Origin of the sequence: Marinitoga sp. 1197, from assembly GCF_001021165.1 — a bacterium.
In the GTDB taxonomy this organism is placed as follows: Bacteria; Thermotogota; Thermotogae; order Petrotogales; family Petrotogaceae; genus Marinitoga.
Genome location: NZ_AZAY01000012.1, coordinates 1 through 18,018 on the forward strand (window position 1 = coordinate 1; position 18,018 = coordinate 18,018).

Consider the following 18,018-nt stretch of genomic DNA (forward strand, 5'->3'; position numbering starts at 1 on the left):
CTTTTTTTTCAAATGTCATGAATCCAAGATAGAATAATAATGATTTTATATCTTTTATTTCTATCCTTTTTCCTGGGTTGAACATTGTTGTGAGTTCTGGTAATGTTGTTCTTCCTGTTAATAGTATTTCATTTAGTAATTTCCCTATTATTTTTTTTGGACTTTCTTTTGCTTCTTGTTTTTCTTTTTCTGTTAGTTCTTTTTTGTTGTTTTTGTCTATTTTTACTCCAAGTAATTCACCAAGACTAAATAAATTCTGTACTTTTTTGTAATCGCTCATTATGTTGTCATCTATTATTTTTTCTGGTGGTTTTTTTTCTGAAAAATATTCTGTTATAAAATAAAATACCATGTCTGGATTATATACTTTTTCTTTTGCGTTTATGTTGAATATATATCCATTATAATTTTCCTGCATTTCTTTTAATAATTTTTCTGAATATATGTCATAATATTTCAATAATTCTTTTACTTCTTCTTCTTTAAATCCAAGCATCTCGTTGAATTTTATATCTATTGTTTTATTTTTAGTTATATTAAATCCACTGGTTAATGAGTCTAACATTATTGGACTTACTCCTGTCATGAATAGTCTTTCTATTATTGTTTTTGTTCCTTTTTTTATTTCTTCATAGAATTTCCTTACAAATCCATGTTTTGTTACGCTGTCTTTGAATAAATCAAGATTGAAACTCAATAATTCATTTGCAAAATGATCATATTCGTCTATTAATAAGTATATTGGTTTTCTTATTTCATTCTTTATTCCGTCAAGAAATGAGCCAAGAATATCTGCTGGTTCTGTTAGTTCTTTTTCTATTTTTATTTTTAATTTATAATCATTTTTAAAATTATCAAGAGAACGTATAACTTTATTTTTAAAACTATTTATTAATTTTTCTTTATTTTCTGTTTGTATTCCAGAAAAGTCCATATACAAGATATAATAACTGCTTTTTAACGATGTTGGATTTTTTCCTATGTATAAGTTTTTAAATAATTTTTCAAATTTCCCTGCATAATTGATATCATAATACTTTGCAAGTGTATCTAAGAACAATGTTTTTCCAAATTTTCTTGGCCTTAAAAACACTATATTTTTTTCATTTAATGATTCTAATTTTTCTATATATTTTGTTCTATCTATGTAATAATAATTCTGCATTATTACTCTTTCAAAATTTTGTTCTCCATATGGTATTTTTTTTCTCATGGCTCACCTCCGGTGTTACACGCCTGCGGCGGGTTATAGGATAAAGATTTAAGATTTTTAAATTAAAACATTTCAATATTTTCAAAGAAAACATACACGCCTACGGCGGGTTTTTGGATTAAAAATTGGATTTTAATTAAAAAAACTTTTGAGCTGTCGCTCTCCTTTGGTAAAGATTAGGATAAAATCATTTTATTTTAAAAAATAAATTCTTAAAATATTTGCAAAGCAAATATTTTCGCTTACGCTGGTAATTTGATGTCTATATCTATTATATCATAATTATTCTATCAACATCTTTTTAATAATATCTTTATTTTAAAAACTCTATTTTAATGTTCATATGAATTTAAAATATTGGTTTAGAATAATAAAACTAAAATTGAAATTTTGATTGATGATATTTTTAAAATAGTGTTTCCAAAATACAGCTTATCTTTAATATTCATTATAGGAATTATTTTGTTTCTCAAATTAATAACCCCTTTCTATTTTATTTGCTATTTCAAAGGCCTTTTTCAGCTTTTCTTAGAAAATCAAGTTGAAGATAGAAGAATATAAAAAATCAAAATTATTATTTAGACATCGTAATTATTATTTTTTTCGAAGCAAAATATGTTAGAGTTAATGAATGAAAGATTTTTTTTAACTGCTTACAGTAGTTAAATTGTATTCTATTTTATAGATATTCCTTTGTTAAGGATTTGTTATTTAATTTCTATGATATAATGAACATTTCTTTATTCCTGTTTTATATGTTATAATTATTTTGAAAAGTGAGAATTGGGGGTAAAGAAATGAATGAACAAAAAATTATAAATTTATTAGGTTTTGCTGCTCGAATGCGAAAAATAATTTTTGGAAAAGATAATATAAGAGAATATATTAGAAATCCAAAGAGAAAATCAAAATTTATTATTATAGCTTCAGATGTTGGTGAATCAATAAAAGAAGAGACTATAAAAAAATGTAAGACATATAAAGTTCCTTATGTTTTGTTAAAAAACTTTTCTAAAATAGATTTAGGAAGATCTCTTGGTAAAGAGGAAATTAGCGTGGTAGGTGTGTTAGATGAAAATATAGTTAAAGGAATTAAGGATGTAGTGAATGCTGGAGGTGATTCAATTGTCTAAGACGCGGGTATATCAATTAGCTAAAGAATTGGGGTTTCAGGCTAAAGATTTTTTAGAAGAATTAAAAGACTTAGGATACAATTTAAAAAGCCATATGTCTTCATTGGAAGATGAAGATGTTAAAACAATAAAAGAATATTATAAAGAGAAATTAAATAAAAATAAGAAAAAAGAAGAAATAAAAAAAGAAGAGTTCAAAAAAGAAGAAGTCAAAAAAGAAGAAGTCAAAAAAGAAAGCAAATTTGATAAAAAAGATAAACATAAAAAAAATGATAAAAAACATATTCAGAAAAAATCAAAAAATGAAAAGACAAAATATAAAGAACAAAAGAAAGATGATGATGAAATAAAAGAAATAAAAGTTAAAAAATCTGAGTTAAAATTAGATATATTAGCTCAGAAGTTGGGAAAAGGGCAAAACGATATTATAAAAGAATTTTTTATGAAAGGTAAAGTCTTAAGACCTGGTCAAGCATTAACAGAAGATCAAGCCGAAGAAATCGCTATGATGTTTAATGCATTACTGGAAATAACTGAAGAAAAGATTGAGAATCAGAAGAAACACTTGGACAAAGTAGATCCAGAAGAAGTTTTAAAAGAAAGATGGGCAAAATTATATGAAGAAAAAGCAGATAAACTCATAGAAAGAGCTCCAGTTGTTACTATTATGGGACATGTTGACCACGGTAAAACCACGTTACTTGATAATATAAGAAATACAAAAGTTGCTGAAAAAGAAGCTGGAGGTATTACACAGTCTATAGGTGCTTATCAGGTTAATTATGAAGGTAAAAAAATAACATTTATTGATACCCCTGGACACGAAGCTTTTACAGAAATGAGAGCAAGAGGAGCACAAGCTACAGACATAGTTGTTTTAATAATCGCGGCAGATGACGGAGTAATGCCTCAAACAATAGAAGCATATAACCATGCAAAAAATGCTAATGTACCAATAATTGTAGCTATTAACAAAATAGATAAACCAAATGCTAATATAGATTTAACAAAACAACAAATGGTTGCAAAATTAAATCTAATACCTGAAGATTGGGGCGGTGACACAATAACTGTGCCAATTTCTGCAAAGGCAGGTCAGGGAATAGATGAATTATTGGAAATGATATTGCTTGTTTCAGAAATGCAGGAAATAAAATGTTATCCAGAAGGTTTAGCTCGTGGGGTTATTATAGAAAGTAAATTAGATAAGTTTTTAGGGCCAGTTGCAACAACTATAATAAAAGATGGAAATTTAAAAGTTGGAGATTATTTTGTTGCTGGTAGTACATTTGGAAAGGTTAGAAGGATGATAGATCCAAATGGTAAGAATGTCAAAGCTGCCGGACCTTCAGATCCAGTTCAAATATTAGGTTTTGAAGAAGTCCCTGATATGCATTCAATATTATATGGAGTAAAAACTCTACATGAAGCAAGAGAATATGTTGAGAAGAAAAAGGCTCTTGAGGAAAAAGTTGTTCAGAAAAGGCATATAAGACTTGAAGACGCTTTGAGAATGATGAGAGAGGATGGGGAACAAAAAACATTAAATATAATTTTGAAAGCTGATACATTTGGTTCGTTAGAAGCGTTAAAGAATGCTATTGCAAAACTTAAAAATCCTGAAATAGAATTGCAAGTTATTCACGGTGGAATTGGTGCAATAACAAAAAGTGATATTATGCTTGCAACAGCCTCTGATGCCGTTGTTTTAGGATTTAGAGTAAAAGCAGATAGTGGAGCGGTAAAATATGCAGAACACGAAAATATACAAATCAAAAGATATGATATTATATTTAATTTAATAGATGATTTAAAGAAGGCCTTACAGGGTATGTTAGAACCTGAAGAAAAAGAGGAAATTACAGGTTCTGGTGAAGTAAAACAGGTATTTAAAATAAAAAAAGTCGGAAATATAGCCGGGATACAGTTAAAGGAAGGTTATGTTGAAAGAGACGGCGGGGTTAGATTATACAGACAGGGTAAATTGGTTTATGATGGCAAAATAGAATCATTAAGACATTATAAGGATGAAGTAAAGAGAATAGATGCTCCAAAAGAATGTGGCATAAAAATACTGAATTTTGATGATATTAACGATGGCGATGAAATGGAATTTTATAGATTTATTCAAGTGGAAAGAACTCTGGAATTTGGAAAAAAGGATGAATAATAAATATCTTTAAAAAAGCTCGCTTTTAGCGAGCTTATTAATATAGGGGTGAGTGTTTTGAGTAATTCCTTAACTGTTCCGCTTTCTTCTGCTAGTTTAACAGATGCAGAAAAAAGAATAATAAATAAAATCTTTGATAGAAAAAGACTTGCACTTGGATCTTATTTGAATAAATTTGAGGAAATTATGAAAAATTATTTTAAAGTTAAAGAAGCAATAGCAGTTAATAGTGGGACATCAGCCTTGCATCTTATTTTAAAAGCTTTGAATATCAAAGAAAATAATGGTATGATTGTTACACCATTTACATTTATTGCTTCTGCAAATGTAGCGCTCTTTGAAAGAGCACATCCTGTATTTATTGATATAGACCCATATAATTATAATATCGATCTTGATAAAATAGAAGAGTCCATAAAAGATTCCAATCATCCAATATATAGACGAATAAATAAACTTAATGATATTAATTTTTTTATGGGTGTTGATATATTCGGGCAACCAATAGACTGGGATAAAGCTCTTGTATTATGTAAAAAAAATAATTGGAAAGTCATCGAGGATTCATGCGAGGCAATAGGTGCAAAATACAAAGGAAAATATGCAGGGACATTTGGTGAAGCGGGAACATTTGCATTTTATCCAAATAAACAAATTACCACAGGTGAAGGTGGTATGATTGTTACAGATAATTTCGAATTAGCAAAATTATGCCGTTCTATGGCAAATCAGGGAAGAGGAGATTCCGAAGAATGGCTGGAGCATGTAAGATTGGGATATAATTATAGAATGGATGAACTCTCAGCAGGGCTTGGATATATTCAAATGAAAAGATTGGATGAAATACTGGAAAAAAGAGAACAGGTTGCAAAAAATTATTATCAGTTATTTAAAGACGATAACAGAGTAATTTTACCTAAAATAGAAGAATATACAACAAAGATGAGTTGGTTTGTTTTTGTTGTAAGATTATCAATTGATTGGATTTCTGAATTTATTGATATTCCAGAATATGTAAAAAACGGAAATATACCTTTATATATAGATGCTGAGGATAGAAAAAATTGGAGAAATTTATTAAAAGAAATTAAAAGTATTACTTATAATGTAATAAATAGACTTAACATGAAAGGAATTCAATCTAAAAATTATTTTTCTCCTGTACATTTACAAAAATTTTATAGAGAATTATATGGTTATGAAGAAGGTGATTATCCGGTTACAGAACTGATATCATCATTAACTATAGCAATTCCATTTTATACTGATTTAACAATTGATAAACAAAGATATGTAGTACAAATGCTAAAAAAAATACTGAATGAGTTTAAAAAGTAGGGGAGAAAATGAAAAAGAAAATAGAATTAATGACTATAGATTATATAATTTTTCTTTTAAGTTATTTTATAGCATTATTTTTTAGATTTCAAACAGATTTTATTGAAATGCAAAAATATATATATCCCGTTATACTTTTTCCAATTATTATGGTTCTGGTAATGTATTATCATAGAATATATGATCATATATGGCGTTTTGCTACATTAAAAGAAATAAAACCCATCATTTATTCCTCGTTTTCAGGATATTTATTGAACTTTTTGATTATAGAAGCATTAAGAAGATTATGGTTTTATAATCTTGTAATACCCATTACTGTTGGTTTTATAACTGCATTACTAGGAGCTTTATTAATTATTTTCAGTAGAGTTTGGTGGTTTTCAAAGCAGAGAAATAACAACATCCAAAATAATTCAAATAAAAAGATAATTATAATAGGAGCTGGTGAAGCTGGTGTTGAACTTTTAGACGAATTTTTAAGACATCCTGAATATGGAAAAGTTATTGGTTTTTTAGATGATGATGAATCAAAGGTTGGTAGAAAAATAAGAAATATAAATGTACTTGGAAAAACCGATGAAGTAATGTCTGTTGTAAAAAAATTTGAAATCAATGAAGTAATTATAGCCATACCTTCCGCTACATCCGAGCAATTAAAAAATATAATAGATAGAATAGACACTAAAAATGTTAGATTAAAAACATTACCAGGAATTTTTGAAATACTAAATAATAAAATATCACTTGGTTTCTTAAGAGATGTAAATATAGAAGATTTATTGGGAAGAAAGGAAATAAAAGTAAATTTTGAAGAAATAAAGTATTATATAACGGGTAAAAACGTTCTTATCACCGGAGCAGGAGGAAGTATCGGATCAGAAATCTGCAGACAGATTGCTGCATTTAATCCTGAAAATTTGCTAATCTTAGGACGTGGAGAAAATAGTATTTTTCATATATCTAAAGAACTTAAAGAAAAGTTTCCAAACTTAAAAATAGTAGAAATTATAAGTGATGTAACTAATGAATATAGGATAAAACATATATTTAATAGATTTAATATTGATGTTGTGTTTCATGCTGCAGCACACAAACATGTTCCTTTAATGGAAAAAAATCCTTCAGAAGCATTCAGGGTTAATGCATATGGAACATATATACTTGCTAAAAATGCTATAGAAAATGGAGTAAAACGCTTTATTTTTATATCAACAGATAAAGCAATTAATCCAACATCAATAATGGGAAGTTCAAAAAGATTTGGAGAAATAATAATCAGATCTATAGCAAGATATTCTGATACAAAATTTGGAATTGTGAGATTTGGAAACGTTTTAGGAAGTAGAGGGAGTGTTGTTCCTATATTCAAAGAACAGATAGAAAAGGGCGGACCGGTTACAGTAACACACCCTGAAATGAAAAGATATTTTATGACAATTCCTGAGGCGGTTGCATTAGTACTGCAGGCTGGAGCCTTTTCAAATAAAGGCGAAGTATTTGTTTTAAATATGGGAGAGCCTGTATTGATAGATAAATTGGCAAAGGATATGATAAAACTTTCGGGGTATATTCCTGATCAGGATATAGAAATTGTGTATACAGGTATTCGTCCAGGAGAAAAATTATATGAAGAATTATTTTTAGATTCTGAAGAATTTTTAAAAACAAAAAATGAAAGAATCTTTATATTAAAAGAAAACAATATATTAAATAACTTAGAATTGATAAAACTTATCGAAGATATAGTAAAAATATTTGAAGAAAACGATTTTGAAATGGCAAATAGATTGATAAAAAACTATATACCAGAAGCAACATCAAAAATAAAATATGATATAGCTTATTGATAAGAGGTGTGAAATGTTGTACTTAACCGTTTTTTTATTATCTGTAGCAATTACCTATATTATGATACCTATTGCAAAAAAATTTGATATCGTGGATAAACCAGATGAAAATTTAAAAATACATCAAAAAGTTACACCGTATCTTGGAGGAGTATCTATATATTTATCAAGTATATGGTTTATAAAAGATATTAGATTTATTATTTTTGGAACATTGATGTTAATTTTGGGATTAATGGATGATATATATAATGTTTCTCCAAAATTCAGATTGTTTAGCGAGCTTATAGGAATTGTATTGACATTGATACCTTTTTATAACTCTATTGGTGTAATATATTTTATTATATTGACGATACTTGGAGTTACTTTAATAAATGCTGTTAATATGATAGATGGTATGGATGGAATTTGTGGAGGAAATACGCTATTTGTTATATTATTTTTAAGTATAATTTCAAAACATTTTGATTACGTATATATAGTTATGGCTATTATTGGCTTTTTAATATTTAATTTTTATCCCGCAAAAATTTTTCTTGGTGATGCAGGTTCGTACTTTTTAGGATATACTATATTCTATTTAACTGTTATAATGGTTTCAAATCATGGTTTTGGCGGTTTTGCAATTTCTGTAATAGTTTCAACGTTATTTTATACAGATATATTTTTCAGTTTTTTGAGACGAGTCCTGAACAATCGTTCTCCATTTTCTGGAGATAGAGATCATATTTATGATAAAATAAAAAGAAAATATAATACCACTATAAAAAAAACTGCAATAATTACATATATTTTTTCATTTTTATTTGGTATAATTGGAATTATAAGTTGGGATTACCCTTATGTTGGATTAGGATTGGCAATAATCGAATTTTTATTTTTAGGAATATATTTAAAGTTATATTCCTATGATTAATGGAGGGAAAATATGGCCTTATTAAAAGGTATAGATGGATCGTATTTTGAATTATATCCAAAGGTTATAAAGAAATTCTGGTTCGCAGATTCTATTGATGATGATGTTGAAGAAAAATATATATTTGAAATAAAAGCCAAAACAGGTAATTTTATATGGAGACCTGATGAATTTAGTGTTGAAATCTCTAATTCAATAGATGTGGAGCTGGAATATATTCCAACCCTTTTAACGATTTTTAGATTAAACAAATATTTTAATAGCAGAATGAAAACCATGTTTTCATTTATTTCAACGGATTCATTAATGCTTACTGAGAATATAATAAATCAAGAATTAATGATTTATACAATAAATGAAAGTGTGGACTTTTCCGCCATTTATATAAATAAAATTGGCAGATATTATGAACATCATTTTATATTTTCAAGATATGATTATCAAAGTGTATTTGATATAAATATTAAAACAACCATGACTGAAATAAAAAAGTTTTATAAATCATTGATAGGTGAATTTAATAAATTCAGATTAAATGTATTACCTGAAATTATAAATCAGGAAGCATTTTTAAAACACGTATCTGAAAGAATAAAGATTGTTGGTTATAATGAATTAAAAAATATTGAAGATAATATCTTTCAATTATATAATATTAATAATTTATCCCAGAGCATGTCACTCAACAATCCTGAAGAATCTTTAAAAACATTCACAAACTTTATAGCAGAAATGAAAAAACAAAAGAAAGATAATGATGATATAGATATAGAAATATTTATGGAAGATGATGAAAACAGTGATGAAAACGAAACATTATGGGAAATAATAGATGAAATCGAAGAAGAAATACGAAACATGCTCGATGAAAGTGAATATGAAAATGATTATACGTTAAGCCGTGAAGAAAAACTACAAAGCATATATATTGAAATACAAAAAAGCTATGAAGTGTTTAATAAAAAAGTTTTGGACGATGATGAAGAAAAAAAAGAAGAAAAATTATTAAAAAGTTTAATTCTGATTTATGGTATAGAAACTATTTATGAACTAAAGGATAAACTTAAAGCTGATTTTAAAAAGATAAATTTGGAATATTATATTGAAGAATATTTGAAAAATTCTGATGAAGGAATGATTATGGAGTATAAAAAATGGTATAAAAAACTGATGAAAAAAATAGGAAAAAACTTAAATCAAATAGCATAAAAAACAACATAAATATTTTTTTATTTTATTTTTCGAATCAGGAGGTATTTAGAATTGGCAACAAAAAGTTTTTTTACCAGAGATGAAATATCATATAAAAATCCAATATTTTCAAAAATAAGAACTACTATTGAAACTGCTTTTTATGGAAATAATGTAATAAAGGTTGATTCTCCAAAAGAAGCTTACAAACTGGCTAAAAATTCACCTGGAACAATTGTTACAGATATTAATGTTTACAAACCAGAATTATTGGCCCTTGATGAAGGAACAAAAATATTGATATTTAATGATGGTGCAATTACAGGAAGATATGCTGCAGGAAGAAAAATAATTGGAGAACCTGGTGTTGACGAAGAAAAATATGCAGAAATAATTAGAGAAGCTGTTTATAAAACAAGATTTAAGAAAATGTACCATGCTATATCCTTTACAGGATTACATGAAGATTTTATAGTTAAAAACCATTTGTTAATACCGGAAGGACATGAGAATATTTTATATAATTGGTTATTGAATTTTCAACCATTAACCGTTGACTTTATAAAAATTTATGAAAAATCCAGAGTCCTGAATGAAGGCGATATATATATTTTTTCTGATCCTGATTGGAAACATCCTGATTTTCCGTTGGGATTATCTTTTTTTGATCCACAACATAATTGTGCTGCAATATTGGGTATGAGATATTTTGGAGAATTTAAAAAAGGAACTTTAACTCTTGGATGGGGAACTGCTAATAGGAATGGTTATGCATCATGTCATGGAGGGCTAAAAAAATATACCCTAAAAGATAATGAAAATTATGTTGCTGCATTTTTTGGACTGTCTGGTTCAGGAAAGTCTACACTAACTCATGCAAAACATAATGGTAAATATGATATAACCGTTTTACATGACGATGCTTTTATAATTTCAATGGCCGATGGATCAACAATATCGTTAGAACCTTCATATTTTGATAAAACGGCTGATTACCCTGCAAATTCCGAAGATAACAAATATCTTTTGACTATACAAAATTGTGGAGCAACATTAGATGAGGAAGGAAGAATAATTCCAGTAACAGAAGATATAAGAAATGGTAATGGTCGAGCATTAAAATCAAAATTATGGTCTCCAAATAGGGTATATAAAATAGAAGAACCTATAAATGCTATATTCTGGTTGATGAAAGATCCGGTATTACCACCTATAGTAAAAATAAATGATCCAATATTGGCGTCAACTCTTGGAGCAACATTGGCCACCAAAAGAACATCTGCAGAAAAATTGGCTGAAGGAATTGATCCCAATGCTCTTGTATTTGAACCATATGCTAATCCATTTAGAACATATGCGTTGTCTGAAGATTATTACAGCTTCAAAAAATTATTTGAAAAAGGGATACAATGCTATATTCTTAACACGGGATATTTTATGAACAATAAAATTACAAAAGAGATAACCTTATCTGTTATAGAGCAAGTAGTAGAAGGGAAGGCAGAATTTAAAAAATGGGCAGAGGGAATGGAAATAATGGAGGTTGATGGATTTATACCAGATATGAACGATAAAAACTATATTTCAAATTTTATAAATTCAATGAAAAGAAGAATTGAATTTATAAAATCTCGGGAAACAGAAAGAGGCGGAATAGATAAATTGCCTTCTGAGTGCAGTGAAACAATAGAAAATTTAATCAATGTATGTAAAAAAAATAAAAAAGAGTTATTGGAGGAATAAATGGAACCGTTAGCAATATATATAACATTTACCAATTTTTTTACAAGTTTTTTTAAATCTTATTTTAAACCTTTGATTCCATTTTTTATGGAGTATTTTAATGTAAATGAACCAAAAATTTTTGTAATGATGGCATCGATTTTAACTCTGGTGTCCTCTTTCAGTCAAATTTTTTTTGGATATATTGCTGATAAATCAAATAAAAAACTCGTTTTCTTATATTTATCAGTATTAATAACAATGGTTCCTATATTATTTTTAGGTTATACAAAGTCGATATGGTTTTTATTTGTGATATTTTTAATTGGATATCTTGGAAGTGCTGCTCAAGAACCTCTTGGAGCAGGTATTAGTGGAACTATTGGAAAAGAAAAGAGTACTACACTTGCTATTTATATGGTAGGCGGAACATTTGGATATGCACTGGGTCCTATATTTATAACCTTTTTTGTCAGTCACTATAATTTGAAAAATGCTACATATATTGGAATCATCGGAATTCTAATTTATACAGTATTATTCTACTTCGCATATAATTATTTCAAAACTCATAAACATTTAAAACCCAAAAATAAAAAAGCAAAATTTTTTGAAAGTTTTAGAGATTTTAAATATATTGCTCCTATATGGTTTTTAACCATACATAGAGCTTTTATTAGCATAATGTTTAGATCGTATGTTCCGATAAAATCTAGAATGCTTGGATATGATCTGACAATAGGGGGACTTTTAGTAACATTAGGATTTCTTGCAGGAACATTTTCAAATTTATTAGGTGCTAAATTAGAAGAAAAAAAAGGAGTTAAATTTATAAATCTATTATATTTTTCTGCTTTTTCCATACTGGTATTTTTATTTTCAGCCTCTGAAAACATATGGATACTTGCAATTTCATACATTCTGGCTGATGCATTTATGTTTTTGACTATGTCAGTAAATGTTCATTATGCACAACAATTATTACCTGAAAATAAAAGCTTTGCATCAGGAGCATTAATGGGATTTACCAGAGCAATAGGAAATGTTTTGATCACAATATATTCGTTCTTCTTTGGGAACAATGTGGCATTTATTTTAAATAGCCTATGGATATTCGGTATTTTTGGAATAATATTAACTATAATATTAATAAAAAACAAATAATCCCTGATACAGGGATTATTTGTTAATAATAAACAGCTTCTTATTTTATTTCATCTAATGAATTTTCAAGGGTGTGCCAGGCGAGAGTAAAGCATTTTACTCTAACAGGAAATTTTGATATTTCAGAATATACTGAAACATTGCCAACTATCGACTCATCAAATTCATCTCCCTGAGCCATTTTTTCTACTTCTTCTAATATCTTTTCTGCTTCTTCTAAAGTTTTCCCTTCAATTACTTCACACAATAGAGCGGCTGATGATTGGCTTACAATACATCCATGACCACTAAATTTTACTTCTTTAATAACTTTATCTTCAACTCTTAAAAATAAAGTTATTTCGTCTCCACACGAAAGATTTTTCCCTTCTTCTTTTATAGTTGCGTTCTCTATTTTACCCTGAAATTGCGGATTTCTTGCATAATCCAATATTATATCTGAATATAAATCTTCTAAACTCATGAAAACCACTCCTTGATATATTTTAAGCCATCGATGAATATATCCACTTCTTCTTCTGAATTATAAAAATAAAAACTTGCTCTGCATACCGATTTTGTTTCAAGTCGTTTTAAAAGCGGTTGAGCGCATAGGTGCCCGCTTCTAACGGCAACTCCAAATTTATCACTTAAAATTTGTGCGACATCATGCGGATGAATATTATCTATATTAAATGATATTATCGATATTCTATTTTCTGGACCATATAATTTTACAAAATTTAATTCTTTTAATTTCTCTACAGCATATTTTGTCAATTTTTCAGAATGCATTTTTATTACATCTATTCCTATTTCATTAATATAATCTATGGCAGCTTTTAATCCTACAGCTCCGCCAACATTTGGAGTTCCTGCTTGAAATTTTTCTGGTAGTTCTGCAAAATCTGTTTCTTCCATACTTACCCAGTTAATCATTTCACCTCCATAATGAAATGGGGGTAATTTTTTTAACAATCTTTTCTTTCCATAAAATACTCCTATTCCCATAGGACCTAACATTTTATGACCAGAGAATGAAAGAAAGTCTACATCTAATTCACTAACATCTACTCCTAAATGCGGAACTAACTGTGCTCCATCAATATGAACTAAGATATCTCTTTTATGTGCAAATTCTATAATTTCTTTTATTGGCATTATTTGACCTGTTACATTTGAAAGACCTGTAATACTAATTAGTTTTGTGTTTTTGTTCACGTATTTTAGAAACTCTTCTAATACAAAAATACCTTTTTCAGGATTATAGTATCGTACAGAAAAACCAAATGTCTTTGATAATTGTTGCCATGGAACAAAATTAGAATGGTGTTCAATAGTAGTAATTAAAATTTCTTTGTTATCAAGCCATCCGCTTTTACCTATTGAATATGCAAACAGATTTATAGATTCTGTTGTTCCTCTTGTAAAGATAATTTCATGTGTTTTTGCATTTATAAATTTAGCAACCGTTTTTCTTGAATTTTCATACATTTCTGTTGCTTCATTGGAAAGCAAATGTGCACCTCTATGCACATTTGCATTATGATAATCATAAAATTCTTTGATTGTATCTGTAACTCTAACAGGTGTTAATGTTGTTGCAGAATTATCAAAATATACTAAATTTCTACTGTTTATTTTTCTTTTAAGAATTGGAAAATTCTCTATCAAATCTCTTTTGTATAACATCATTTAATTCCCCCGCTATCTTAGAATTATATTTATTAATAAAAGATATTGCTGGTTCAAATATTCCTGAAGCAATTTCTTTTTTTGCATCATTTTTACTATATCCTCTGGTCATCATATAATAAAGCTTATCCTCTTCTATGCTTCCAACACTCGCTGCATGACCTGCATTTACTTCATTTTCATCGACATATAATGATGGATATGCCATAACCTTTGCTTTGTTTGATAATACGAGATTGAAATCCTGCTCTCCTGCATCTGCATTTTTAGCTCCTTTTTTAATATCCAGATTACCCCTAAAAATAACTCTTGATTCATCCATTAAAACACCATGTCCAAGTATATGTCCAAATGTTTCTGGTGCATAATATCTTATTAAATAAAACATATCTATAACTTCAGACTCCTGGGAAAGATAATATGGATATACATTTACATTCCCATTTTCCTGAGCCATTCTCACAACTATATGTGGTGCAGTTATTTTTCCACCGATATTTATATCATATAAAGTTAATTTAGCTTTTTTACCAATATCAAAAAACATATTATCAGTTGAAATATCATTATTATATAAATTAACGTTTATCAATGTTAATTCTGAATTTTCTTTTAATTTTCCCCTTAACGAAGCTATTCTCGAACTACTTCCTTTAGATTTTACAAATCTAATTAATGTTGCTTTGCTGTTTTCCTCCAAATTTATAACTCCCAGATCATATAAAGGATTTTTGTTATCAATTAATGCTTCAAATGCATATATTTCATCTTCTTGATTTTCTTTTGTATGTAAATAATATCCTGCGTTAAAAAAAGTGTCTGTCATTAATAAAAATTTTCTATGTGAACCGTCAAAATCCATTTCGTTTAATATTTTCATTCCATCATTGTCCATATCATTTAAACTAATTAAATTTTCGGAGATCAGTGCATTAAAATCTGAAATATATTTTATTGGATCAAATCCATTTAGTTTTGCTCTTTTCCATTTTGGAAACCCTAATCTTTTATACTCTTCAAATTTATTTATACGAAATTTATTTAATTCTTTATTAGAAAAAAAATTTTTTGCTTCTTCCAATTCTATTATACCATAATCTTTTTCAGATTTTATTTCAGGCACACTCCATTCTGTTGCAAAAAAGTCATTATGATTCAACACTAAAGATTTTTCATACATAAATACACCTCCAATATTATCCCATCAATAAAACAAGTTTTTTTATTTTCATAGATTGCTGAACATTCGAGCAAATTAGCTGAATATTCGAGCTAATTACTAAATATTCAAAAACCTCATCCAATAGACGACTCTACTTCTAAATTAATTAGCTTATTTAATTCAAGAGCATATTCTAAAGGTAATTCTTTTACAAGCGGTTCTATAAAGCCTCTAACTATCATATTTTTTGCATCTATCTCAGATAAACCCCTTGACATTAGATAATATATTTGTTCTTCGGATATTCTTCCGATTTTAGCTTCATGTCCAACGTCAGCATCATCTGTGAATACTTCGATTAATGGAACAGTGTCACTTTTTGATTTATTATCAAGCATTAATGCATTACATTCGACAGATGATTTAGCACCTTTTGCATTTTCTCCTATTTTTACCCAACCTCTATAAAAAGCCCAGCCTCCACCAATACTTATACTTCTTGCATTTATTATTGAACTTGTATAAGGAGCAAGATGAAAAACCTTAGAACCTGTATCTAAATGTTGGTTTGGCCCTGCATAAGTCAAAGTAACTGAACTATTTTTTGCACCTTTACCTCGCAATATAGTCATAGGATACAACATTGTTTTAAAGCTTCCCAATGAACCAGAAACCCATTCCATAGAACCTTCTTCATCAACAATTGCACGTTTTGTATTCAGATTGTATGTATTTTTACTCCAATTTTGTATGGTAGAATATTTCATTTTTGCGCCTTTCTTTACATATATTTCAACCATACCAGCATGAAGATTCGTTACATTATAAAATGGTGCGGAACAACCTTCAATAAATTCCACTTCCGATCCCTCATCAGCAATTATTAATGTATGCTCCAGCTGACTCATACCTGGATTATTCATTCTGAAATATGCCTGCAATGGTAGAGGAACCTTTACTCCTTTTGGCACATATAAAAAAGAACCTCCACTCCATAACGCACCATGAAGAGCTGCATATCTATGATTATGTGAAGGAACTAATTTCATAAAATATTCTTTTACCAGATCAGGATATTCTTTTACAGCGCTTTCCATATCAAGAAAGATAACGCCTAAATCATTTAATTCTTTCTGTATATGTTGGTATACAACTTCTGAATCATATTGTGCACCAACTCCAGCTAATGCTTTTCTTTCAGCTTCAGGTATTCCTAATTTTTCAAATGTATCTTTTATTTCTTCAGGAACATCTTCCCATGAAGTTGATTTTTTAGCATCAGGCTTCATATATGCTACTATTTTACTTAAATCCAACTTTCTTATATCAACACCAAAATTAGGCTCATGGTAATTTTCAAATATTTTAAAAGCCTGCAATCTATGTTCTAACATCCATTTTGGTTCATCCTTTGCCTCTGAAATTTCTTTTATTATTTTCTCGTTTAACCCCGGAGGAGTTTTATAAGAATATTTCGCTTCATTTCTAAAATCAAATTTTGATTGATTTATCATCAAATCTTCATAATTTATATCATTTATATCTTTCATATTACCACTCCTTCACTGTATCTACATCAACATATTCACTCAATATATTATAACCCTTTTCTTCTATTTCTTCAGCTAATTTTGCATCGCCAGTATATACAATTTTTCCATCTACATAAACATGAACATAATCTGGTTGTAAATATTTTAATATTCTTTGATAATGTGTAATCATTAAGATACTCATATCATCTTTTTTAAGTTTATTAATAGCATCAGCAACATCACGCAACGCATCTACATCAAGTCCGGAATCAATTTCATCTATAATAACTAATTTTGGTTCCAAAAAGAATAATTGCAATATTTCACTTTTTTTCTTTTCTCCACCAGAAAATCCTGCATTTACGTATCTATCTAAAAATTCTGGTTTTATATTTATTTCTTTGCATAAATTAATCAATTTTTTATTCAATTCAATAGGAGATACTTTTTTATCTGGATGCATATGCCTATATGCATTAATTAAAAATTGTCTCATTTTAACTCCTTCAATTTCCTGAGGATGTTGAAAAGTTAGAAATAACCCCATTTTCGCTCTTTCATTTGTATCTAATTTCAATATGTCTTTACCTTCAAATAATATTTCACCATCTATAACTTCAAATTTTGGAGATCCCATAATTACATTTGATAACGTTGATTTACCGGATCCATTCGGACCCATTAAAACATGTATTTCGCCTTCATTTATATTTAAATTTACCCCTTTTAATATCTCCTTGTTATCTTCTATTACTTTTGCTTTCAAATTTTTCACTTCTAATAACATTTTAATTCCTCCTTTTTTTGTCGTATTTATTCTAATATTATTATACTAAATATGATTATAAAAGTCAAATTATATTTTGTACTTTTTGTAACTATTAAATAAAAAAATACTCTTTTTATTTCATTTATGAGATTAAACTCAGAAAAATAAAAACGCCAGT

Annotated in this window: 14 protein-coding genes; 8 read left to right on the forward strand and 6 right to left on the reverse strand. The window is 28.1% G+C overall.

Annotation, left to right across the window (positions count from 1 at the left end; genetic code table 11):
• A partial coding sequence (locus tag X275_RS03645; RefSeq protein ID WP_047267585.1) for an AAA family ATPase occupies positions 1-1,213 on the reverse strand: 1,213 nt, incomplete at its 3' end.
• Positions 1,214-2,010: 797 nt separating this feature from the next.
• Here X275_RS03645 and X275_RS03650 point away from each other — a divergent pair.
• The 8 genes from X275_RS03650 to X275_RS03685 are packed head-to-tail and all read left to right on the forward strand — an operon-like array spanning position 2,011 to position 12,700.
• Positions 2,011-2,346: a L7Ae/L30e/S12e/Gadd45 family ribosomal protein gene (locus X275_RS03650; protein ID WP_047267586.1), complete on the forward strand. Its 336-nt coding sequence runs from the start codon at positions 2,011-2,013 to the stop codon at positions 2,344-2,346.
• Positions 2,339-4,516, forward strand: coding sequence for a translation initiation factor IF-2 (infB, locus tag X275_RS03655; protein ID WP_047267587.1), 2,178 nt, complete (start codon positions 2,339-2,341; stop codon positions 4,514-4,516). The genes X275_RS03650 and infB overlap by 8 nt, the downstream gene beginning before the upstream one ends.
• Positions 4,517-4,573: 57 nt before the next feature.
• Complete coding sequence (locus X275_RS03660) at positions 4,574-5,854, forward strand: DegT/DnrJ/EryC1/StrS family aminotransferase (RefSeq protein WP_047267588.1); 1,281 nt, start codon at positions 4,574-4,576, stop codon at positions 5,852-5,854.
• A gap of 8 nt (positions 5,855-5,862) precedes the next feature.
• The gene (locus X275_RS03665) at positions 5,863-7,704 is read left to right on the forward strand and encodes a nucleoside-diphosphate sugar epimerase/dehydratase (RefSeq protein WP_047267589.1); all 1,842 of its coding nucleotides are present in this window, start codon (positions 5,863-5,865) and stop codon (positions 7,702-7,704) included.
• 13 nt (positions 7,705-7,717) lie between these two features.
• Positions 7,718-8,623 carry a glycosyltransferase family 4 protein gene (locus X275_RS03670; protein WP_047267590.1) on the forward strand — a complete coding sequence of 302 codons (906 nt, stop codon included), beginning with the start codon at positions 7,718-7,720 and terminating at the stop codon, positions 8,621-8,623.
• Positions 8,624-8,635: 12 nt separating this feature from the next.
• Entirely contained in the window at positions 8,636-9,832 is a 1,197-nt protein-coding gene (locus tag X275_RS03675) for a hypothetical protein (protein WP_047267591.1), read from the forward strand.
• Between the two features lie 54 nt (positions 9,833-9,886).
• On the forward strand, positions 9,887-11,557 hold the full coding sequence (locus tag X275_RS03680; protein ID WP_047267592.1) for a phosphoenolpyruvate carboxykinase (ATP): 1,671 nt from the start codon (positions 9,887-9,889) through the stop codon (positions 11,555-11,557).
• The gene (locus X275_RS03685; protein WP_047267593.1) at positions 11,558-12,700 is read left to right on the forward strand and encodes an MFS transporter; all 1,143 of its coding nucleotides are present in this window, start codon (positions 11,558-11,560) and stop codon (positions 12,698-12,700) included. It abuts the gene before it with no gap.
• A 40-nt stretch (positions 12,701-12,740) separates the two neighbouring features.
• On the opposite strand, the gene sufU is transcribed toward X275_RS03685, so the two are convergent.
• From sufU to sufC, 5 genes are all read right to left on the reverse strand, one after another.
• Complete coding sequence (gene sufU, locus X275_RS03690; protein ID WP_047267594.1) at positions 12,741-13,163, reverse strand: Fe-S cluster assembly sulfur transfer protein SufU; 423 nt, start codon at positions 13,161-13,163, stop codon at positions 12,741-12,743.
• The gene (locus X275_RS03695) at positions 13,160-14,374 is read right to left on the reverse strand and encodes an aminotransferase class V-fold PLP-dependent enzyme (RefSeq protein WP_231588284.1); all 1,215 of its coding nucleotides are present in this window, start codon (positions 14,372-14,374) and stop codon (positions 13,160-13,162) included. Before X275_RS03695 ends, sufU begins: the two co-directional genes overlap by 4 nt.
• Positions 14,328-15,554, reverse strand: coding sequence for a SufD family Fe-S cluster assembly protein (locus tag X275_RS03700; protein ID WP_047267595.1), 1,227 nt, complete (start codon positions 15,552-15,554; stop codon positions 14,328-14,330). The genes X275_RS03695 and X275_RS03700 overlap by 47 nt, the downstream gene beginning before the upstream one ends.
• 116 nt (positions 15,555-15,670) lie before the next feature.
• A complete protein-coding gene (sufB, locus tag X275_RS03705) occupies positions 15,671-17,086 on the reverse strand; it encodes a Fe-S cluster assembly protein SufB (RefSeq protein WP_047267596.1) in 1,416 nt (471 codons plus the stop codon).
• A gap of 1 nt (position 17,087) precedes the next feature.
• On the reverse strand, positions 17,088-17,858 hold the full coding sequence (gene sufC, locus X275_RS03710; RefSeq protein ID WP_047267597.1) for a Fe-S cluster assembly ATPase SufC: 771 nt from the start codon (positions 17,856-17,858) through the stop codon (positions 17,088-17,090).
• Between the last annotated feature and the right edge of the window lie 160 nt (positions 17,859-18,018).

What these genes read in the sequence shown, in the direction of transcription:
- X275_RS03685 (WP_047267593.1), top strand. Translation starts at nt 11,558, where the DNA reads ATGGAACCGTTAGCAATATATATAACATTTACCAATTTTTTTACAAGT.
- X275_RS03695 (WP_231588284.1), bottom strand. Translation starts at nt 14,374, where the DNA reads ATGATGTTATACAAAAGAGATTTGATAGAGAATTTTCCAATTCTTAAA.
- sufC (WP_047267597.1), bottom strand. Translation starts at nt 17,858, where the DNA reads ATGTTATTAGAAGTGAAAAATTTGAAAGCAAAAGTAATAGAAGATAAC.
- X275_RS03675 (WP_047267591.1), top strand. Translation starts at nt 8,636, where the DNA reads ATGGCCTTATTAAAAGGTATAGATGGATCGTATTTTGAATTATATCCA.
- X275_RS03700 (WP_047267595.1), bottom strand. Translation starts at nt 15,554, where the DNA reads ATGTATGAAAAATCTTTAGTGTTGAATCATAATGACTTTTTTGCAACA.
- X275_RS03665 (WP_047267589.1), top strand. Translation starts at nt 5,863, where the DNA reads ATGAAAAAGAAAATAGAATTAATGACTATAGATTATATAATTTTTCTT.
- X275_RS03670 (WP_047267590.1), top strand. Translation starts at nt 7,718, where the DNA reads ATGTTGTACTTAACCGTTTTTTTATTATCTGTAGCAATTACCTATATT.
- sufU (WP_047267594.1), bottom strand. Translation starts at nt 13,163, where the DNA reads ATGAGTTTAGAAGATTTATATTCAGATATAATATTGGATTATGCAAGA.
- sufB (WP_047267596.1), bottom strand. Translation starts at nt 17,086, where the DNA reads ATGAAAGATATAAATGATATAAATTATGAAGATTTGATGATAAATCAA.
- X275_RS03650 (WP_047267586.1), top strand. Translation starts at nt 2,011, where the DNA reads ATGAATGAACAAAAAATTATAAATTTATTAGGTTTTGCTGCTCGAATG.